Genomic DNA, 20,100 nt, shown 5'->3' on the forward strand with positions numbered 1-20,100 from the left:
AGCCCCGTCGGGGCCTGACGAGCCCGGGCGCGCAGCGCCCGGGCTCGGATCGGGTGTCGTCACTCGCCTCGCAGCTCGCGGTCGCGTGCCTGGTAGCCGTCCTTGACGGCGTCCGTGAACTCACGGCCGCGCGAGTCGACGTTGTCGAGGAACGCCTTGCCCTTCTCGGTCTCCTCGATGCGGCGGGCGGCGAAGACGCCGATGACGACGCCGACGGCCAGGAACAGGAGCTTCTTCACAGCGGGTCCCCCTCGTGTCTCGCTTCGCCCCGCGCCGGATCGGCGCACGGGCTCGGACAGTCTAACGACGAAGAGGGGCCGCCGGCTGGCGACCCCTCCTCGATGCGCTCGGATCAGCGAGCGGCGTAGTACTCGACGACGAGCTGGACGTCGGCGACGACGGGCACCTCGGCGCGCTTCGGGCGGCGCACGAGGCGGGCCTGGAGGCGGTCGAGCTGCACGTCGAGGTACGGCGGGACGGGCGGGAGCACGCCGGCGTGGCCGCCTGCGGCCGCGACCTGGAAGGGCTCCATGCCCTCGCTGCGCTGGTGCACGTGGATGAGCTGGCCCTCCTTCACGCGGAACGAGGGGCGGTCGACGCGCTGGCCGTCGACCATGATGTGGCGGTGCACGACCATCTGGCGGGCCTGCGACATCGTGCGGGCGAAGCCCGAGCGGAGCACGAGCGCGTCGAGGCGCATCTCGAGCAGCTCGACGAGGTTCTCACCCGTCAGGCCGGACTGGCGGCGGGCCTCGTTGAAGGTGTTGCGCAGCTGCGCCTCGCGGATGCCGTACTGGGCGCGCAGGCGCTGCTTCTCGCGGAGGCGGACGGCGTAGTCGCTGTCGGCCTTGCGCTTGGTGCGGCCGTGCTGGCCGGGGCCGTAGGGGCGCTTCTCGAGGTAGCGCGCCGCCTTCGGCGTGAGGGCGATGCCGAGGGCGCGCGAGAGGCGCGTCTTCGACCGGGTACGGGACTTCGTGGACATGACTTCCTTCGCTGAGTCGCTGCCGCGCGAGCGGCTGTCCCGGCCGAGTGCCGGGACCTAAGGAGGGGTGCGGGTCCTGCGTCGGCAGCCGGGCTGCCAGAGGACCAGCGACCAGGCTACCAGAGGTCAGGCGTCGCCGGAGAGGATGCGGCGGATGCGCTCGAGGCGAGCTGCGACGTCGCGCTCGTAGCCGTGGGCGCCCGGCTCGTAGTAGCGGCGCCCCACGAGCGGGTCGGGCAGGTGCTGCTGGGTCGCGACGCCGGCCGGCGCGTCGTGCGCGTAGCGGTAGCCCTTGCCGTGGCCGAGCCGCTTGGCGCCCGGGTAGTGCGCGTCTCGCAGGTGCGTCGGCACGCGGCCGATGTCGCCCGAGCGCACGTCGGCGATCGCGCGGTCGATGCCGAGGTAGGAGCGGTTGGACTTCGGCGCGGTGGCGAGGTAGACGACCGCCTCGGCGAGCGGGATGCGCCCCTCGGGCATGCCGATCATCTGCACCGCCTGCGCGGCGGCGGTCGCCACCACGAGGCCCTGCGGGTCGGCCATCCCGATGTCCTCGGCGGCGAGCACGATGATGCGCCGGGCGATGAAGCGCGGGTCCTCCCCCGCCTCGATCATGCGGGCGAGCCAGTGGAGCGCCGCGTCGGGGTCGGAGCCGCGCACCGACTTGATGAACGCCGAGATGACGTCGTAGTGCTCGTCGCCCTGCCGGTCGTAGCGCAGCAGCGCGCGGTCGACGGCGCTCGCCAGGGCCTCGGCCGTGACGGTCGTCGGCGCATCCGCGTCGCCATCGCCCGCCGCCTCGAGCGCGTGGGCGCCGGCGGCCTCGAGCGCCGTGAGCGCGCGCCGCGCGTCGCCGGAGGAGAGCCGGATCAGCTGCGCGCGCGCCTCGTCGTCGAGGGCGATGCGCCCGTCGAAGCCGCGCGGGTCGGCGATCGCGCGGTCGACGAGCTCGGCGATGTCGTCGTCGCCGAGCGGCTCGAGCGTCAGCAGCAGCGAGCGCGACAGCAGCGGGCTGATGACGCTGAACGACGGGTTCTCGGTCGTCGCGGCGATGAGCGTGACCCAGCCCTGCTCGACGCCCGGCAGCAGCGCGTCCTGCTGGGCCTTGGTGAAGCGGTGGATCTCGTCGAGGAAGAGCACGGTGGAGCGCTGGAAGAGGTCGCGGTCGTTCAGCGCCGCCTCCATCACCTGGCGGACGTCCTTGACGCCGGCCGTGACGGCGCTCAGCTCGACGAAGCGCCGGTCGGAGGAGTGCGCGATCGACTGCGCGAGCGTCGTCTTGCCAGTGCCGGGCGGGCCCCAGAGGATGACGCTCTGCCCGCTCGCGCCCTCGCTCGGCGCCGCGAGCCGGCGCAGCGGCGAGCCGGGGCCGAGCAGGTGGCGCTGGCCGACGACGTCGTCGAGGCTCGTCGGGCGCATGCGCACGGCGAGCGGCGCTGTCGTCCCTCCTGCCATGCCCCCAGCCTAGGCGGCGCCGCCCACACGACCCGGTAGCCTGAACGCCGCACCGAGCGGGTGCGCGAGCGGCAGAGGAGAGCCCGTGGTCACGAAGCAGGAGCAGGAGCGGCGCGTCCGCGACTACCGCGCGCGGCAGGCCGTGCACGAGCGCCGGCAGCGCCGGCAGCGCCGCGACTCCCTCATCGGGGCCGCGCTCGCGCTCGTCGTGCTCGCGGGCGGCACCGCGCTCATCGCCACCCGCCCCGCTCCCGCGGACCTGGCCGACACCGCGGCGCCGACGCCCAGCGCGACCGCGCCCGCGGCCGAGTCGACCGTGCCCGACCCCTCGCTCGCCGAGGGCCGCACGTGGACCGGCTCCCTCACCGTGAACGGCGTGGAGCTCGACGTCGAGCTCGACGGCGCCGCGGCTCCCCAGGCCGTCTCCGCCGTGCTGGCCGACACGCAGCGCGACTACTACGACGGCAAGACGTGCCACCGCCTGACGACGAGCGAGGGCTTCTCGGTGCTGCAGTGCGGCTCGGTCGACGGCCAGGGCGGCGGCGACCCGACCTACATGTACGGCCCGGTCGAGAACGCGCCCGCCGACGACCTCTACGTCGAGGGCACCATCGCGATGGCCCGCCAGTCGGGCAACGCCGACTCGAACGGCCACCAGTTCTTCATCGTCTACGGCGACACGAGCATCCCCTCCGACTCCGCCGGCGGCTACAGCGTGATCGGCCGCGTCACCGGCGGCCTCGACGAGCTGCAGGAGGCCGTCATCTCGAAGGGCACGGCGGGCGGCGTGCCCGACGGCGCACCCGCGGAGCCGGTCACGATCGAGGACTTCGTCCTGCAGTAGCCCGCGCTACGCTCTACCTGCCCGTCCCCTCGTACGAGAGACTCCGTCATGCCCGAGCCCACCCAGCCCATCGACCCCGCCGCGTCGGAGCAGCCTGCCGCGCCGCAGGACGCCCCCGAGCAGGAGGCGCCCGCCGAGCAGGTGGAGCAGTCCGCCGAGCCGGAGGCTCCCGCCCAGCCGGAGGCTCCCGCTGCCGAGGAGGAGGCGCCCGTCGAGCAGGAGGCGCCCGAGGAGGCTGCGGCCACCGAGCAGGAGGCGCCTGCCTCCGACGAGCAGGCTCCCGCTGAGGAGCAGGTTCCCGCCGAGCAGGAGGCTGCCGCCGAGGAGCCCGCCGCGCCCGTCATGGGCGAGCCGGTCATCGAGCGCGAGCTCGGCCGGGTCGACGCCGCCGGCACGGTCGCGGTCAAGGACGGCGACGGATGGCGCGTCGTCGGCCAGTTCCCGGACGTCACGGCCGAGGAGGCGCTCGGCTACTTCGAGCGCAAGTTCGCCGACCTCGAGGGCCAGGTCCGCCTGCTCGAGCAGCGCATCCGCGGCGGCGCGAGCGCCCGCGACGTGGCGAAGGCCGCCTCGCACCTCCACGCGACCGTGCTCGAGGCGCCCGCGGTCGGCGACATCCCGTCGCTGCTCAGCCGCCTCGACGCGCTCCGCGGCGAGCTCGGCGAGCTCGAGGCGAAGCAGCAGGCCGCGAGCAAGGCTGAGGTCGACGAGGCCATCGCCGAGCGCACGCGCGTCGTCGAGGCGATCGAGCAGCTCGCGAGCGGCGACCTCGAGAACGTGCAGTGGAAGCAGACGATGCAGCAGGTCGACGTGCTCTTCGCCGACTGGCAGCGCCTGCAGAAGGACGGCCCGCGGCTGTCGAAGGGCCAGGCCGACGCGCTCTGGAAGCGCTTCCGCGATGCGCGCTCGACCCTCGAGACCGCCCGCCGCCGCTTCTTCGCCGACCTCGACGCATCCCACAAGGACGTCCGCGCGCGCAAGCAGGCGCTCGTCGAGCAGGCCCAGGCGCTCGCGCCGAAGGGCGTCGACGGCATCCCCGCCTACCGCGCGCTGCTCGACCAGTGGAAGGCAGCCGGCCGCGCCGGCCGCAAGATCGACGACGCGCTGTGGGCCCAGTTCAAGGAGGCCGGCGACGTGCTGTTCGCCGCGAAGGCCGAGCAGGCCGCGGTCGACAACGAGGAGTACGCCGAGAACCTGGCCGCCAAGCGCGCGCTGCTCGAGGAGGCGACGCCGATCCTCGAGATCACCGACCGCGCCAAGGCGCGCGAGGCGCTGCTCGGCGTGCAGCGCCGCTGGGACGAGATCGGCCGCGTGCCCCGCGAGGCGCTGCGCGAGGTCGAGGACCGCATGCGCAAGATCGAGACGCACGTGCGCGAGCTCGACGAGCAGCACTGGAAGGCGTCGAACCCCGAGCGCAAGGCGCGCTCCGAGGGCCTCGCCGGCCAGCTCGAGGAGGCCATCGAGAAGCTCGAGGCCGAGATCGCGGACACGACGGATGCGCGCCGCAAGGCAGAGCTCGAGGCCGAGCTGCAGACGAAGCGCTCGTGGCTCGAGGTCGTCGCAGCCGCAGGCTGACGCAGCAGGGCGAGCAGGGGGCCGGCGCCGATGGCGCCGGCCCCCTCGTCGTCCGTCAGCCCGTCGTGATGCGGTAGACGTCGTAGACGCCGTCGATGCGGCGCACCGCGTTCAGCACGTGGTCGAGGTGCGTCACGTCGCCCATCTCGAACGCGAAGCGGCTGATCGCGAGCCGGTCGGTGCCGGTGTGCACGCTCGCCGAGAGGATGTTGACGTGGTGCTCGGTCAGCACGCGGGTGATGTCGCTCAGCAGCCCCGAGCGGTCGAGCGCCTCGACCTGGATGTTCACGAGGAACAGCCCCTTCGACGTCGCCGCCCACTCGACCTCGATCATGCGCTCGGGCTCGGCGAGCAGGCCCTGCACGTTCGGGCAGCTGCGCTGGTGCACGCTCACGCCCTGGCCGCGCGTGACGAAGCCGACGATCTCGTCGCCCGGCACGGGCGTGCAGCACTTCGACAGCTTCACGAGGATGTCGTCGGCGCCCCGCACGAGCACGCCGGAGGCGCTCGACGCGGGCCTCGGCGCCTTGCTCGGGAGGACCGTCACGTGCGCGTCGTCGTCCGCGGCCTCGTCGACGCGGATCGCCGACACGACCTTCTCGAGCACCGACTGCGTCGAGACGTGCCCCTCGCCCACGGCGGCGTACAGGGCGGTCACGTCGTCGTACTTCAGCTGCGCCGCCACCTGCGCGAACGCATCCCGGCCCATGAGCTTCTGCAGCGGCAGGTCGTGGCGGCGCATGGCCTTCGCGATCGCCTCCTTGCCGACCTCGACCGCCTCGTCGCGGCGCTCGCGCTGGAACCACTGGCGGATCTTGCTGCGCGCGCGGGGCGACGTGACGAAGCCCTGCCAGTCCTGGCTCGGCCCCGCATCCGGGTTCTTCGACGTGAGCACCTCGACGATGTCGCCGGTCGCGAGCTTCGTGTCGAGCGGCACGAGGCGGCCGTTGACCTTCGCGCCCATGGTGCGGTGGCCGACCTCGGTGTGCACCGCGTAGGCGAAGTCGACGGGGGTCGCGCCGGCGGGCAGGCCGATCACCTTGCCCTTCGGCGTGAAGACGTAGAGCTCCTTCGCGCCGATCTCGAACCGCAGGGAGTCGAGGAACTCGCCGGGGTCGGTGGTCTCCTCCTGCCAGTCGTTGATGTGCGCGAGCCACGCCATGTCGGTCGACGACATCGCGCCGCCGCCCTGCTTGTACTTCCAGTGCGCCGCGACGCCGTACTCGGCGCGGCGGTGCATCTCCTCGGTGCGGATCTGGATCTCGACGTGGTGGCCGCGCGGGCCGATGACGGTCGTGTGCAGCGACTGGTAGAGGTTGAACTTCGGCGTCGCGATGTAGTCCTTGAGGCGGCCCGGCATCGGCTGCCAGCGCGCGTGGATCGCGCCGAGCACCGCGTAGCAGTCGCGCACCGACTGCACGATCACGCGCACGCCCACGAGGTCGTAGATGTCGGCGAAGTCGTGGCCGCGCACCCGCATCTTGTTGTAGATCGAGTAGTACTGCTTCGGTCGACCCGCGATGCGGCCGCGGATCCTCTGCGACTTCATGTCCTCGCTGAGGCCGGACACGACCTCCTCGAGGTACCGCTCCCGCTCCGGAGCGCGCGCCTCGACGAGGTTCTTGATCTCGAGGTAGACCTTCGGCTGCAGCACCGCGAACGAGAGGTCCTCGAGCTCGACCTTCATCGTCTGGATGCCGAGCCGGTGCGCGAGCGGCGCGTAGATCTCGATCGTCTCGCGGGCCTTGCGCTGCGCCGACTCGTCCGAGACGAAGCCCCACGTGCGCGCGTTGTGGAGCCGGTCGGCGAGCTTGATGACGAGCACGCGGATGTCCTTCGACATCGCGACGACCATCTTGCGCACCGTCTCGGCCTGCGCCGACTCGCCGTACTTCAGCTTGTCGAGCTTCGTGACCCCGTCGACGAGCATCGCGATCTCGTCGCCGAAGTCGGCGCGGCACTGCTCGAGCGTGTAGGAGGTGTCCTCGACGGTGTCGTGGAGCAGCGCGGCGGCGACGGTGATGGCTCCGATGCCGAGGTCGGCGAGGATCTGCGCGACCGCGACGGGGTGCGTGATGTACGGCTCGCCCGACTTGCGGTACTGGCCGCGGTGCGCCTCCTCGGCGACGATGTACGCGCGCTGGATGAGCCCGGTGTCGCCCTTCGGGTGCTGCGACTTGACCGTGCGGATCAGCTCGTCGACGGCGCCCGCGCGGTGCGAGCGGGAGAAGAGGAAGGGCAGCAGCGTGCGGAAGCCGCCCGAGGTCTGCTGGGCGTCGCTCATCTCGCTCCTCCCCGTCGGCTCAGACGACCGCCCCGCGCTCGTTCCGCGGCTTCTCCGTGACCTCGGCGATCGCGTCGTGCTGCCTGAGCTGAGCATAGACGGGGGCCGCGACGAAGATCGACGACCAGGTGCCGACGATCGTGCCGATGAAGAGCGCGAGCGAGATGTCGCGGAGCGTGCCGGCCCCGAGCAGCAGGGCGCCGATGAAGAGCACCGCCGCGATCGGCAGCGTCGCCACGATCGACGTGTTGATCGAGCGCACGAGCGTCTGGTTGACCGCGAGGTTGATGTTGTCGAGCAGCTCGCCGCTCGTGCCCGGCGCGGTGTTCTCGCGCACCTTGTCGAACACGACGACCGTGTCGTAGAGCGAGTAGCCGAGGATCGTCAGGAAGCCGATGACGGCCGCGGGCGTGACCTCGAAGCCGATGATGCCGTAGACGCCGGCGGTGACCAGCAGGTCGAAGGCGAGCGACGCGAGCGCCGCGACCGACATCTTCCAGGTGCGGAAGTAGACGGCGAGCACGATCGACACGAGCACGAGGAAGACGACGAGCGCCCGCAGCGCCTGCTGCGAGATGTCGGCGCCCCACGACGGGCCGATGAACGAGAACGCGACCTCGCCGCTGTCGACGCCGTAGGTGTCGGCGAGCGCGGCGCGGATCTCGGCGGCCTGCTCCTCCGACACGGCGTCGGTCTGCACGCGCACGGTGTCGGAGCCGAGCGTGACGGCGCGCGCCTCGGCCTCGGGCGCGATCGCCTCGACGGCCTCCGCCGCGCCGTCGGCCGACGCCTCCGAGATGCCGGTGACGCGGAACTCGCTGCCGCCCGTGAACTCGATGCCGAAGACGAAGCCGCCGCGGATGATGGTGCCGAGCGCGAGCGCGATGAGGATGCCGACCGCGATCGACAGCCACAGCTTGCGCTTGGCGACGACCGGCAGCGAGCGCTCCCCGGTGTAGAGCTCGTTGCCGACGCTGGTGAGCGAGGCCATCAGTCCTCCTTGCCGTTCGAGGCGGCCATGGCCGACTTGCGCTCGGCGATCGTCTGGCGCTTCTGCGCCTCCTTCGCCGACCGGGCTCCCCTGCCTGCCGCGACCGGCTCGCGGAACTTCGCGCGGCCGCGGTAGACGGCGCCGAGCGCCTGCGGGTCGAGCCCGCTCCAGCGGTGGCCGGAGGAGAAGAAGCTCGTGCGCGACAGCAGGCGCAGGAGCGGATGCGTGAAGAGCGCGACGACGACGATGTCGATGAACGTCGTGATGCCGAGCGTGAAGGCGAAGCCGCGCACGTTGCCCACCGACAGCAGGAACAGGATCACGGCGGCGAGGAAGCTCACCGCATCCGAGACCAGGATGGTGCGGAAGGCGCGCTTCCAGCCGGTCTCGAGCGCGCTCGTGAGGTGCTTGCCCTCGCGCAGCTCGTCGCGGATGCGCTCGAAGTAGACGATGAACGAGTCGGCGGTGATGCCGATGGCGATCACGAGGCCGGCGACGCCGGCGAGCGAGAGCCGGTAGCCCTCGGTGCTCGAGAGGAAGGTCACCGTGAGGTAGGTGAGGATCGCGGCGATGCCGAGCGACAGGACGACCACGAGGCCGAGCGCGCGGTACTGGAAGACCGAGTAGACGACGACGAGGATGAGTCCGATGAGGCCGGCGAGGAGGCCCGCGCGCAGCTGGTCGGCACCGAGCGTCGCCGAGATCGTCTCGTTCGACTGCACCTCGAAGCCGATCGGCAGCGCGCCGAAGCGCAGCTGGTCGGCGAGGCCCTGCGCCGCCTCCTGCGTGAAGCCGCCCGTGATCTGCGCGTTGCCGTCGGTGATGATGGCGTTCGACGAGATGGGCATGAGCACGGTCGAGTCGAGCACGACCGCGAACTGGTTCTGCGGCTCGGGCAGGCCCGTGATGGCGCGCGTCGTCGCCTCGAAGCCGGCCGGACCCTCGCCGTCGAGCTCGAGGTTGACGGCCCAGCCGCCCGTGGCCTGGCCCTGCGAGTTCGTCGCGGCCGAGACCTGCGCGTCGGCGATGTCGGAGCCCTCGACCGTGACCGGGCCGAGGATGAAGCGCGCGGTCTGGTCGGTCGAGCACGTGATGAAGGGCTGGTCGGCGGGCGCGACGGTCGTGGTGTCGACGTCGGCGCACTGGAAGGCGTCGAACTCGGCCTGCAGCTCGGGCGTGATCCACGCCTGGTCCCACGCGTTCTCGGGGGTGGCGGCGGGCTCGGCGGGCGGTGTGCTCTCGCTCGGCGCGGGCGTCTCGCCGGGCACGTTCGCGGCGGCGGACTGCAGCACCGGGCGGAACTCCATCTTGGCGCTCGCCTGGATGCGCTGCATCGTGGCCGCGTCGGGCTCGCCGGGGATGGCGACGACGATGTTGCGGCCGCCCTGCGTGGTGATCTCGGCCTCGGAGACACCGGAGGCGTCGACGCGCTGGCGGATGATCGCCACCGCCTGGTCGAGCTGCTCCTGGGTGACCTGCGCGCCCTCGGCGACGACGGGCGCGAGCACGATCTGCGTGCCGCCCTCGAGGTCGAGCGCGAGCTGCGGGCTCCAGGAGCCGCCGCCCCACTGCACGGCGGAGAAGTTGACGCCGACGAGGCCGGCGATCAGCACCACCAGCCAGATGAGCGCGCGGGCGCCCCGCGAACGAGCCTTCGCCACGGATCAGGCGCGGTCGCGCGGCTCGTCCGCGTCGCCGGCCTCGTCGATCCGGCGGTCCTCGACGACCTCGGCGTGGTCGTCGACCACGCGGGCGAGGGTCTGGCGGTGCACGCGCACGATGGTGCCGGGCGCGATCTCGATGAGCGCCTCGTTGCGCTCCTCGTCGATCGCCGTGAGCTCGCCGAAGAGGCCGAAGTTCGTCATCACCTCGGCGCCGGGGACCATCTGGGACTGCAGCTCCTCGGCCTGGGCCTTGCGCTTCTTGTTGCTGCGGAACATGAAGAAGATCATCGCCGCGAGCACGACGAGCATGATGAGCGTCAGCGGGTCGATCGGGAACCCTTGCTGGGCGGTGGTCGTCGTCTGCAGGAACAGCATCGTCGGAAGGGGCCTCTCAGGGGTGGTTCGTCCTGCGCGGCTGCGCGCAGCACCAAGGGCCCATCATACCCCGTCGAGCGTCGCGTCCTGCGTCTGCGCGCCCGCGTGCCGCATGCCCGTCGGGGTCGCGATCCTGCCGCGGGGCGTGCGGCCGATGAGGCCCTCGCGCACGAGGAACGGCTCGACGACCGACTCGATGGTGTCGGCCTCCTCCCCCACGGCCGCCGCGAGCGTCGACAGCCCCACCGGGCCGCCGGCGAAGCGGTGGGCGATGGCGTGCAGCACGGCGCGGTCGATGCGGTCGAGCCCGGCCTCGTCGACGTCGTACAGCTCGAGCGCGGCGCGCACGCCCTCGAGGTCGCTCGACCCCTCGTGCACGAGCAGCCAGTCGCGCACGCGACGCAGCAGGCGGTTCGCGATGCGGGGCGTGCCGCGCGAGCGGCCGGCGAGCTCGGCGAGCGCGGCGGGCTCGATCGTGAGGTCCATGAGCCGCGAGGAGCGCGCGAGCACCCGCTCGAGGTCGGCCGGGTCGTAGAACTCGAGGTGGGCCGTGAAGCCGAAGCGGTCGCGCAGCGGCGCGGGCAGCATGCCGGAGCGCGTCGTCGCGCCGACGAGCGTGAACGGCGCGAGCTCGAGCGGGATCGAGGCGGCGCCCGCGCCCTTGCCGACCATGATGTCGATGCGGAAGTCCTCCATCGCGAGGTACAGCATCTCCTCGGCGGAGCGCGCCATGCGGTGGATCTCGTCGACGAACAGCACCTCGCCGGGCACGAGCGCCGACAGCACCGCGGCGAGGTCGCCGGCGTGCTGGATGGCAGGGCCCGAGGAGTAGCGGATGGGCCGGCCGGTCTCGGCGCCGATGATCGTCGCGAGGGTGGTCTTCCCGAGCCCGGGCGGCCCGGCCAGCAGGATGTGGTCGGGCGTGCGCTCCTGCATCCGCGCCGCCTGCAGCAGCACCTCGAGCTGGCCGCGCACCTTCGGCTGGCCGACGAACTCGGCGAGGCTCGTGGGGCGCAGCGCCCCCTCGAAGGCGATCTCGTCCGGCGTCGCGGCCGGGTCGGTCAGCGGGTCGGTCACGGGCGCGCGCCCGGTCCGAGGATGGCGAGGGCGGCGCGCAGCAGCGCGCCGGTCGTGCCGGCCGCCTCGGGCGCCGCGACGGCCGCCCGCTCGATGGCGTCGGCGGCGGTGCGCTCGGGCCACCCGAGCCCCGTGAGCGCCGTGAGCACGTCGGCCCGCGCATCCGACCCCGGCGTCGCGGGCGCCGCCACCGGTGCCACGAGCTTGCCGCTCAGCTGCAGGATGATGAGCTTGGCCGTCTTCGGCCCGATGCCGCTCACGGCCTTGAACGCGCGCTCGTCCTGCGCGTCGACCGCGCGGGCGAGCGCATCGGGGGTGAGGTGCGCCAGGACGCCGAGCGCCGACTTCGGGCCCACGCCCGTCACGCCGATGAGCAGCTCGAACGCGTCGAGCTCGGCCTCGGTCTCGAAGCCGTAGAGCGAGAGCTCGTCCTCGCGGACGATGAGGTGCGTGTGCAGCGCGACCGCGCTCCCGGCGCGGGCGGTCAGCGAGGTCTGGGGGGTCACCGCGACGGCGAGGCCGACGCCGCCGACGCCGACGACGAGGCGCTGCCCGCGCGCGGCGAGCACGGTGCCGTCGAGCCTGGAGATCACCCCCTGAGCCTAGGCCGGGCCCCCGACGCCGGCCGCCTGGCGCGCCGGTCGACCGAGTGCGCGCTGATAGCCTGAGCGGGCCCGCCGATCGCTCGACACGGAGATCCCATGCGCTACGTCCAGTTCCTGATCCTCATGCTGCTGCTCGTGGGCTCGTTCGTCGTGATGAGCTACGCGATCACGGCCGACGGCATCGAGGGCATCGTCTTCACCGCAGGCCTGGCGATGTTCATCCTGTCGACGCTGGGCGCGGTCGAGATCGGCCGCCGCGGGCTGCACAAGGGCTGATCAGCGCCGGGCGCGCGCAGCCGACTCCGCCGCCGCCCAGGCGCGCTGCGCGGGCGTCGAGTGCTCCGCGCGGGGCGCGCGCGTGCGCCAGCCCTCGGCGATCGCGATCGCGAGCGCGTCGGCGGCGTCCGCCGGCTTCGGCGCGGCCTCGAGCCGCAGCAGCCGGCGCACCATCTCCCCCACCTGCCGCTTGTCGGCCGCGCCGTAGCCGGTGACGGCCGCCTTGACCTCGCTCGGCGTCAGCAGCGCCACCGGCAGCTCCCGTTCGGCGGCCGCGCGCAGCACGATGCCCGAGATCTGCGCGACGCCCATGACGCTCCGCAGGTTCGCCTGCGCGAACACGCGCTCGAGCGCGATCGCATCCGGGCGGTGGGCGTCGATCGCCGCCTCGACGCCGCGCGCGATGCGCAGCAGCCGCAGCTCGATCGCCTCGTCGGCATCGGAGCGCAGCACCTCGACGTGCACGAGCGTGGGCGTGCGCCGCTCGACGTCGACGACGCCGACGCCGCACCGCGTCAGCCCGGGGTCGACGCCGAGCACGCGCACCGACGCCGGCACGGGACTACTCGTCCTCGTCGAGCTGCGCCTGCACCTCGTCGGAGAGGTCGAGGTTCGCGTAGACGTTCTGCACGTCGTCGAGGTCGTCGAGCGCGTCGATGAGGCGCAGCACCTTGCGCGCCGTCTCGACATCGACCTCGACCTTGAGGTTCGGCACGAACTCCGCCTCGGCCGAGTCGTAGTCGATGCCCGCGTCCTGGAGCGCCGAGCGCACCGCGACGAGGTCGCCGGCCTCCGAGAGCACCTCGAAGCCGCCGCCCTGGTCGACGACCTCCTCGGCGCCGGCGTCGAGCACCGCCTCGAGGATCGCATCCTCGGTGACGCCGTCGGCCTTCGTGATCGACACGACGCCCTTGCGGCTGAAGTTGTAGGCGACCGAGCCAGGGTCGGCCATCGTGCCGCCGTTGCGGGTCATCGCGACGCGCACCTCGGCGGCGGCGCGGTTCCTGTTGTCGGTGAGGCACTCGATCATGAGCGCGACGCCGCCGCCGGCGTAGCCCTCGTACATGATCGTCGTGTAGTCGATCGACTCGCCTGTGAGCCCCGCGCCGCGCTTGATCGCGCGGTCGATGTTGTCGTTGGGGACGCTCGTCTTCTTCGCCTTCTGCACGGCGTCGACGAGCGTCGGGTTCCCCGAGAGGTCGGCACCGCCGACCTTCGCGGCGACCTCGATGTTCTTGATGAGCTTCGCGAACGACTTCGCGCGCCGGGCGTCGATGACGGCCTTCTTGTGCTTCGTCGTGGCCCACTTGGAGTGTCCGGACATGCTGCTCTCCTGGTCGCGTGAAGGGGGACGCCCCATCCTACGCGCGCGCTGGAGCTATGGGCGGCGACCCTTTCGGGTCGCCGCTGCGACGCCAGCGCCGGGGCCCGTCCCGGGTCCCGGTCCCGCCACCGCGACGCGCACCCCGGCGCTCCGCAGCTCGAGCGCGGCGAGCGCGCGCAGGCCCGGCTCGTCGCCCGTGCGGATCGCGGCGACCGGATCGGCGACGGTCGCGAGCAGCCGCCGCGTCGGCTGGGTCGCGACGGCGCGCAGCGCCAGCAGGTCGCGCCCCTCGCGGGTGCGGGCGAGCGCGGCGCTCGCGCGGGCCCGGGTGGCGAAGCGCAGCCGCGGCAGCAGCCACACGAGCAGCACGAGCAGGGTCGGCAGCAGCCACAGCGCCGTGCCGACGGTCGCGGCGAGCAGCTCGATCGTGCTCGTGAGCGCCGTGCCGGCGGCGGCGAGGTCGTCGGCCGACCCGGATGCGTCGCGGAACGGCTGCGCGACGCCGTCGCCGATCAGCGGCACCTGCGCGAGCGCATCCCCGGCGTCGGAGAGCGTCGTGGAGAAGCCGGTGCCGGCATCCTCGATCTGGCGCCCGAAGCCGCCGAGCGAGGCGATCGCGTCGCGCACCTGCAGGGCGATCCAGACGCTGACGGCGATCGTCGCGATCGCGGCGAGGTCGGCGACGACCTGCCAGGCCGCGGCGACGGGACGGCTGGAGTAGAGCTGCACGCCCCGATTCAACCAGCAGCGACGGCGCGCACCCGGGGCCGCTGCCCGACGAGGATGCCGGCGCCGATCACGACCGCGGCCCCCACGACCTCCCACACGCCGAGGCGCTCCCCCAGCACGAGCACGCCGAGGCCGACCGCGACGACGGGGATGAGGTAGGTCACGGTCGCCGAGACCGTCGGCCCCACGGCGCGCACGACCTCGAACTGCAGGATGTAGGCGATGCCGGTGCCGACGACGCCGAGCGCCGCGACCGCGAGCAGCGCGAGCGGCAGGGCCTCCGGCGAATGCGCGGCGACGGGCGACCAGCCCTCGAGCCCGCTCCAGACCAGCAGGGCGACGAGCACCATCGGGAGCCCCGTCACCATGAGCGCGGTCGGATGCGCGATGCCCGGCACCTCGCGGTGCGCGAGGAGGCGCCGGTTCAGCGTCCAGCCGACGCCGTACGACGCGCCGCCCGCGACCGCGATCGCGAAGCCGATGAGGTCGGGGCCGGCCGCGGCCGTCCACGGCTGCGCGATGAGCACGACGCCCACGAGGCCGAGCAGCACCGCCGCGAGCTTGCGCGGCGTGAGCCGGTCGCTCGGCAGCAGCAGCAGCGCGAACAGCACCGTCGCGACGGGCGTGATCGCGTTGCCGAGGCCGGCGAGGCTCGACGAGATGCGGGTCTCGGCGAGCACGAACGCGGTGAACGGGATCGCGGTGAGGAAGAGCGAGCAGACGGCCAGGAGGCCCCACGTGCCCGCGTCGCGCGGCAGCCGCGTGCGCATCGCCGCTGCGAGCAGCAGGAGCGTCGCCGCCGCGATGCCGATCCGGAGCGTCGCGATCTGCATCGGGTGCAGCGCCTCGAGCCCCAGCTTCATGAGCAGGAAGGAGGAGCCCCAGATGATGGCGAGCGAGATCCAGAGCGCCTGCCAGGGCACGCGCTCACGCACCGGCGGCGCGCACGCGGTCGAGGAACCGGCGGTGGAAGCGCAGCTCGCCGCCGACCTCCGGGTGGAAGGCGGTCGCGAGCAGCGACCCCTGCTCGACCGCGACGACGCGGCCGTCGACCGAGGCGAGCGCCGTCGCGGCGGCGCCGACGCGCTCGACGGCGGGCGCGCGGATGAAGGTCGCGCGCACCGGCTCGTCGCCGAGCGCGGGCACCGCGAGCTCCGCCTCGAAGGAGTCGACCTGGCTGCCGAAGGCGTTGCGGCGCACGTCGACGTCGAGGCCGCCGAACGACAGCTGGGTCGGCAGCCCGTCGAGGATGCGGTCGGCGAGCAGGATCATCCCCGCGCACGTGCCGTACACCGGCATGCCGCCCGCGATCCGCTCGATGATCGGCTCCCGCACCTCGAACAGCCGCGACAGCTTGTCGATCACGCTCGACTCGCCGCCCGGCAGCACCAGCCCCGCGACCTGCGCCAGCTGCGCCGGGGTGCGCACGAGCGCCACCTCGGCGCCGAGCGCCTCGAGCACCGCGACGTGCTCGCGCACGTCGCCCTGGAGCGCGAGGACGCCGACGCGGGGCCGGCCCGCGGTCACCAGCCGCGCTCGGCGAGGCGGTGCGGCGCGGGCAGGTCGGCCACGTTGATGCCGACCATCGCCTCGCCGAGGCCCCGCGACGCATCCGCGATCGCCTTCGCGTCGTCGTAGGAGGCGGTGGCGCGCACGATGGCGGCGGCGCGCGCCTCGGGGTTGCCGGACTTGAAGATGCCCGAGCCCACGAAGACGCCGTCGGCGCCGAGCTGCATCATCATCGCCGCGTCGGCGGGCGTCGCGACGCCGCCAGCCACGAAGAGCACGACGGGGAGGCGGCCCGCCTCGGCGACCTCGGCGACGAGCTCGTAGGGCGCCTGCAGCTCCTTCGCCGCGACGAAGAGCTCGTCCTTCGACATCGACGTGAGCCGGCGGATCTCCTGGTTGATGGTGCGGATGTGCTTCGTCGCCTCGGAGACGTCGCCCGTGCCGGCCTCGCCCTTCGAGCGGATCATGGCCGCGCCCTCGGTGATGCGGCGGAGCGCCTCGCCCAGGTTGGTGGCGCCGCAGACGAACGGCACCGTGAACGGCCACTTGTCGATGTGGTTGACGTAGTCGGCCGGGCTCAGCACCTCGGACTCGTCGATGTAGTCGACCTCGAGCGCCTCGAGCACCTGCGCCTCGACGAAGTGGCCGATGCGGGCCTTCGCCATCACCGGGATCGAGACCTCGGCCTTGATCGCGTCGATCAGGTCGGGGTCGGACATGCGGGCGACGCCGCCCTGCGCGCGGATGTCGGCCGGCACGCGCTCGAGCGCCATGACGGCGACGGCGCCGGCGTCCTCGGCGATGCGCGCCTGCTCGGGGGTGACGACGTCCATGATGACGCCGCCCTTCAGCATCTCGGCGAGCCCGCGCTTGACGCGGGCCGAGCCGGTGGTGGTCTCGGTCATGATCGGTGCCTTTCGTGCGGTGCCGGGATGATCGGGCGATCAGGCCGGCCAGGCCGCCTGGATGTCCTGGCGCATGTCCTCCAGCAGGATGGGCAGCGCCTTCGTCTTCGCGATGATCGGGAAGAAGTTCGAGTCCAGCGACCATCGGGGCACGATGTGCTGGTGGAGGTGGTCGGCGATGCCGGCGCCGGCGATGCGGCCCTGGTTCATGCCGATGTTGAAGCCCTGGCAGCGCGTCACCTGCGACAGCACGCGCATCGCCGTCTGCGTGAGGACGGCCATCTCGGCGACCTCGTCGGTCGTCGCCTGGTCGTACATGCCGACGTGCCGGTACGGGCAGACCATGAGGTGGCCGGTGTTGTACGGGAAGAGGTTCAGCAGCACGAAGCAGGTCTCGCCGCGGTGCACGATGAGGCCCTCGTCGTCCTGCAGCTCGGGTGCGCGGCAGAAGGGGCAGGCGTCCTCCTCGGGCATCTGCCCCTGCTGGATGTAGACCATCCGGTAGGGCGTCCAGAGCCGCTGGAAGTGGTCGGGCACGCCGGGGAGCTCGCTCGACATCTGCGTCGGCGCGCCCCAGGAGTGCTCCGCGACGAGCGGCGGCTCCTGCGGCTCCGCCGGGTCGAAGGCCGGCAGCGCGTCGCGGTGGACGGCCGCCCGCTCCGCCGGCTCGTCGAGGTCGCGCGGCTCGTCCGTCACACGTGCGCCTTCGTCTCGATGGCCTCGACGATGCGGCGCACCGCCTCGTCGACGGGCACGCCGTTGTCCTGCGTGCCGTCGCGGAAGCGGAACGAGACGCTGCCCGCGTCGCGGTCCTGGCCGCCGGCGATGAGCTGGAACGGCACCTTCATGAGCGTGTGCGTGCGGATCTTCTTCTGCATCCGCTCGTCGCTGCGGTCGACCTCGACCCGCACGCCGCGCGCGCGCAGCTTCGCCGCCACCTCGTCGAGGTAGTCGGCGTAGTCCTCGGCGACCGGCACGCCCACGACCTGCACGGGCGCGAGCCACACCGGGAACGCGCCCGCGTAGTGCTCGAGCAGGATCGCGAAGAACCGCTCGATCGAGCCGAAGAGCGCGCGGTGGATCATGATCGGGCGCTGCTTCGAGCCGTCGGCGGCCGCGTACTCGAGCTCGAAGCGCTCGGGCAGGTTGAAGTCGAGCTGCACGGTCGACAGCTGCCACGAGCGGCCGATCGCGTCGGTCACCTTGAGGTCGATCTTGGGGCCGTAGAACGCGGCCTCGCCCGGCTCCTCCACGAGCTCGAGCCCGGTCGAGCGCGCGACGCGCCGCAGCGCATCCGTCGCCGTCTCCCAGATGGCCTCGTCGCCGATCCACTTCTCCTTCTCGTCGTCGCGCATCGACAGCTCGAGGCGGAAGTCGGTGAGGCCGAAGTCGCTCAGCAGCGACAGCACGAACTCGAGGACCTTCGCGGTCTCCTCCTCGAGCTGCTCGGGGGTGACGAACAGGTGCGCGTCGTCCTGCGTGAAGCCGCGCACGCGGGTCAGGCCGTGCAGCGCGCCCGAGAGCTCGTTGCGGTAGACGGTGCCGTTCTCGGCCAGCCGCAGCGGCAGGTCGCGGTAGCTGCGCGAGCGCTCCTTGTAGATGAGGATGTGCATCGGGCAGTTCATCGGCTTCAGGTAGTAGTCGACGCCCGGCTTCGTGACGTTGCCCTCGTCGTCGCGCTCCTCGTCCATGTGGATGGGCGGCCACATGCCCTCGCCGTAGGTGACGAGGTGGTTCGAGGTGACGAAGAGGTCGCGCTTCGTGATGTGCGGCGTGTAGACGTAGCTGTAGCCCTGCTCGATGTGCCGGCGCCGCGCGTGCTGCTCCATCTCGCCGCGCGCGATCGCGCCGCGCGGGTGCCACACCGACAGGCCGGAGCCGACCTCCTCCGGGAAGGAGAACAGGTCGAGCTCGCGCCCGAGCTTGCGGTGGTCGCGCTTCGCGGCCTCCTCGAGGCGCTGCTGGTAGGCGCGCAGCTCGTCCTTCGACGGCCATGCGGTGCCGTAGATGCGCTGCAGCTGGGGCAGGTCGGTCTTGCCGCGCCAGTAGGCGCCCGCGACGCGCATGAGCGCGAAGCCGTTGCCGATCAGCCGCGTCGACGGCAGGTGCGGGCCGCGGCAGAGGTCCTTCCAGGCCACCTCGCCGGACTTCGGGTCGACGTTGTCGTAGATCGTGAGCTCGCCCGCGCCGACCTCGACCGAGGCGCCCTCGGCAGCCGTCGCCGCGCCGCCCTTCAGCCCGATGAGCTCGAGCTTGTAGGGCTCGTCGGCGAGCTCGGCGCGCGCCTCGTCGTCGGTGACGGTGCGGCGCACGAAGCGCTGCCCCGCCTTGACGATGCGCTCCATCTCCTTCTGCAGGGCCTTCAGGTCGTCGCTCGAGAAGGGCTCGGCGACGTCGAAGTCGTAGTAGAAGCCGTCCTGCACGGGCGGGCCGATGCCGAGCCGCGCCTCGGGATTCACGCGCTGCACGGCCTGCGCGAGCACGTGCGCGGCGGAGTGGCGGAGGATGTCGAGCCCGTCGGGGCTGTCGATCGTCACCGGCTCGACCGTCGCCGTCTCGGTCACCTCGCGCGCGAGGTCCTGCAGCTCGCCATCGACGCGCATGGCGACGACGGCACGGTCGGAGAAGAGGTCGAATCCGGTGGTCACCAGACCATCGTAGATCGCCGCCTCACCCCTGCACGGACACCGGCTCCGGCAGCGCGGGCTCGGCGGCGACCGGTGCCGCGGCTGCCGCCGGCTGCAGCCACATCCGGAACAGGTGCGCGACGAGCAGCGATGCGCCGAGCATCTCGCCACCGTCCTCGATCAGGCCGAAGGCGTCACCGGTCTTCGGCTCCGCGATGACGAGGATGTGGACGGCGTCGAGCACGACGCCGCAGCACAGGATGATGCCGGCGATGCCGAGCGTGCGCGCGAGGTCGCGGCGCTCCGCTCGCCGGGCGGCGCGGATGCCGAGCACGAGGCCGGGGAGGATCACGAGCCCGGCTGCGGCCAGCACCATCAATTCGCCGAGGTCCTGCCCGCGGAGGCCCGCTGCGCCCTGCAGCGAGAGCGACTGCACGAGCGCCGCTCCCCCGCGCTCGTGCAGCGAGTAGCGGTCGGTGAGCAGGAAGAAGCCCAGCAGTGGCAGGAGCCCGAGCACAGGCCACCGGCGCGAGACGACGGCCATCAGCACCACGAGCCCGATCGCCCAGAGCCACTGCAGCGACTGGAAGGCCTCGGGGTGGCCGTACTCGATGTCGACGAACGACAGCGACGACTCGAACTCGCTGCGGCTCGCGCGCAGGTGGCCGGCGAAGAACATGACGTCGGCGCCCAGCAGCATCAGCAGCACGGTGAGCGACGGGCGGTGGCCGACGAGCGCGCGGAGGCCGAGGAGGTCGCGTCGTGTGCGGGGCATCGCCGCTCCTGTCTGCCGGGTGCCGTCATGTCTATCGACTGCGGCCGCCGAGGCGCGTGAGGCGCGCGTGAGGAGGCCCTCATCCGGCGGGTATGACGAAGGCCCC

Annotated in this window: 21 protein-coding genes; 3 read left to right on the forward strand and 18 right to left on the reverse strand. The window is 72.6% G+C overall.

Going from position 1 to position 20,100, the window contains the following annotated elements; translation table 11 throughout:
• Positions 1-59: 59 nt before the first annotated feature.
• The 3 genes from MU522_RS11500 to MU522_RS11510 form a co-directional block, all read right to left on the reverse strand.
• Positions 60-239: a hypothetical protein gene (locus MU522_RS11500; RefSeq protein ID WP_128189167.1), complete on the reverse strand. Its 180-nt coding sequence runs from the start codon at positions 237-239 to the stop codon at positions 60-62.
• 113 nt (positions 240-352) lie between these two features.
• Entirely contained in the window at positions 353-982 is a 630-nt protein-coding gene (gene rpsD / locus MU522_RS11505) for a 30S ribosomal protein S4 (protein ID WP_128189166.1), read from the reverse strand.
• A 126-nt stretch (positions 983-1,108) separates the two neighbouring features.
• Complete coding sequence (locus MU522_RS11510; RefSeq protein ID WP_246991148.1) at positions 1,109-2,434, reverse strand: replication-associated recombination protein A; 1,326 nt, start codon at positions 2,432-2,434, stop codon at positions 1,109-1,111.
• A gap of 85 nt (positions 2,435-2,519) precedes the next feature.
• Between MU522_RS11510 and MU522_RS11515 the strand changes: the two genes are divergently transcribed.
• A complete protein-coding gene (locus MU522_RS11515; RefSeq protein ID WP_246991151.1) occupies positions 2,520-3,278 on the forward strand; it encodes a peptidylprolyl isomerase in 759 nt (252 codons plus the stop codon).
• 48 nt (positions 3,279-3,326) lie between these two features.
• On the forward strand, positions 3,327-4,853 hold the full coding sequence (locus MU522_RS11520) for a DUF349 domain-containing protein (RefSeq protein WP_348645598.1): 1,527 nt from the start codon (positions 3,327-3,329) through the stop codon (positions 4,851-4,853).
• Positions 4,854-4,908: 55 nt separating this feature from the next.
• Here the strand turns inward: MU522_RS11520 and MU522_RS11525 are convergent, their stop codons facing one another.
• From MU522_RS11525 to ruvA, 6 genes are all read right to left on the reverse strand, one after another.
• Positions 4,909-7,137: a bifunctional (p)ppGpp synthetase/guanosine-3',5'-bis(diphosphate) 3'-pyrophosphohydrolase gene (locus MU522_RS11525; protein WP_246991154.1), complete on the reverse strand. Its 2,229-nt coding sequence runs from the start codon at positions 7,135-7,137 to the stop codon at positions 4,909-4,911.
• Positions 7,138-7,156: 19 nt separating this feature from the next.
• A complete protein-coding gene (gene secF / locus MU522_RS11530) occupies positions 7,157-8,128 on the reverse strand; it encodes a protein translocase subunit SecF (protein WP_246991156.1) in 972 nt (323 codons plus the stop codon).
• A complete protein-coding gene (secD, locus tag MU522_RS11535; protein ID WP_246991158.1) occupies positions 8,128-9,789 on the reverse strand; it encodes a protein translocase subunit SecD in 1,662 nt (553 codons plus the stop codon). Before secD ends, secF begins: the two co-directional genes overlap by 1 nt.
• A 3-nt stretch (positions 9,790-9,792) precedes the next feature.
• Positions 9,793-10,167 carry a preprotein translocase subunit YajC gene (yajC, locus tag MU522_RS11540; protein WP_225792727.1) on the reverse strand — a complete coding sequence of 125 codons (375 nt, stop codon included), beginning with the start codon at positions 10,165-10,167 and terminating at the stop codon, positions 9,793-9,795.
• A 63-nt stretch (positions 10,168-10,230) separates the two neighbouring features.
• Positions 10,231-11,244, reverse strand: coding sequence for a Holliday junction branch migration DNA helicase RuvB (ruvB, locus tag MU522_RS11545; protein WP_246991160.1), 1,014 nt, complete (start codon positions 11,242-11,244; stop codon positions 10,231-10,233).
• Positions 11,241-11,837 carry a Holliday junction branch migration protein RuvA gene (gene ruvA, locus MU522_RS11550; protein WP_246991163.1) on the reverse strand — a complete coding sequence of 199 codons (597 nt, stop codon included), beginning with the start codon at positions 11,835-11,837 and terminating at the stop codon, positions 11,241-11,243. The genes ruvB and ruvA overlap by 4 nt, the downstream gene beginning before the upstream one ends.
• Positions 11,838-11,945: 108 nt before the next feature.
• Between ruvA and MU522_RS11555 the strand changes: the two genes are divergently transcribed.
• Positions 11,946-12,125 (forward strand): hypothetical protein, encoded by a 180-nt coding sequence (locus tag MU522_RS11555; RefSeq protein ID WP_246991166.1) that lies wholly within the window; start codon positions 11,946-11,948, stop codon positions 12,123-12,125.
• Here the strand turns inward: MU522_RS11555 and ruvC are convergent, their stop codons facing one another.
• The 9 genes from ruvC to MU522_RS11600 all read right to left on the reverse strand — a co-directional run bounded on the left by ruvC (position 12,126) and on the right by MU522_RS11600 (position 19,994).
• A complete protein-coding gene (gene ruvC / locus MU522_RS11560; RefSeq protein ID WP_128189156.1) occupies positions 12,126-12,683 on the reverse strand; it encodes a crossover junction endodeoxyribonuclease RuvC in 558 nt (185 codons plus the stop codon).
• A gap of 4 nt (positions 12,684-12,687) precedes the next feature.
• Positions 12,688-13,449, reverse strand: a complete 762-nt coding sequence (locus tag MU522_RS11565; protein WP_246991168.1) for a YebC/PmpR family DNA-binding transcriptional regulator — start codon at positions 13,447-13,449, stop codon at positions 12,688-12,690.
• Positions 13,450-13,503: 54 nt separating this feature from the next.
• The gene (locus tag MU522_RS11570) at positions 13,504-14,178 is read right to left on the reverse strand and encodes a hypothetical protein (RefSeq protein WP_246991170.1); all 675 of its coding nucleotides are present in this window, start codon (positions 14,176-14,178) and stop codon (positions 13,504-13,506) included.
• 8 nt (positions 14,179-14,186) lie between these two features.
• Positions 14,187-15,113, reverse strand: coding sequence for a DMT family transporter (locus MU522_RS11575; RefSeq protein WP_246991174.1), 927 nt, complete (start codon positions 15,111-15,113; stop codon positions 14,187-14,189).
• Positions 15,106-15,708 carry a pyridoxal 5'-phosphate synthase glutaminase subunit PdxT gene (pdxT, locus tag MU522_RS11580; RefSeq protein ID WP_246993550.1) on the reverse strand — a complete coding sequence of 201 codons (603 nt, stop codon included), beginning with the start codon at positions 15,706-15,708 and terminating at the stop codon, positions 15,106-15,108. Before pdxT ends, MU522_RS11575 begins: the two co-directional genes overlap by 8 nt.
• Positions 15,702-16,592 (reverse strand): pyridoxal 5'-phosphate synthase lyase subunit PdxS, encoded by an 891-nt coding sequence (pdxS, locus tag MU522_RS11585; RefSeq protein WP_225792729.1) that lies wholly within the window; start codon positions 16,590-16,592, stop codon positions 15,702-15,704. Before pdxS ends, pdxT begins: the two co-directional genes overlap by 7 nt.
• Before the next feature lie 39 nt (positions 16,593-16,631).
• Complete coding sequence (locus MU522_RS11590; protein ID WP_146356467.1) at positions 16,632-17,150, reverse strand: HIT domain-containing protein; 519 nt, start codon at positions 17,148-17,150, stop codon at positions 16,632-16,634.
• Positions 17,151-17,284: 134 nt separating this feature from the next.
• Positions 17,285-19,195 (reverse strand): threonine--tRNA ligase, encoded by a 1,911-nt coding sequence (thrS, locus tag MU522_RS11595; protein ID WP_225792748.1) that lies wholly within the window; start codon positions 19,193-19,195, stop codon positions 17,285-17,287.
• 67 nt (positions 19,196-19,262) lie between these two features.
• The gene (locus tag MU522_RS11600; RefSeq protein ID WP_146356244.1) at positions 19,263-19,994 is read right to left on the reverse strand and encodes a hypothetical protein; all 732 of its coding nucleotides are present in this window, start codon (positions 19,992-19,994) and stop codon (positions 19,263-19,265) included.
• Positions 19,995-20,100 lie beyond the last annotated feature (106 nt).

Origin of the sequence: Agrococcus sp. SCSIO52902 (genome assembly GCF_022983135.1) — a bacterium.
Lineage (GTDB): Bacteria > Actinomycetota > Actinomycetes > Actinomycetales > Microbacteriaceae > Agrococcus > Agrococcus sediminis.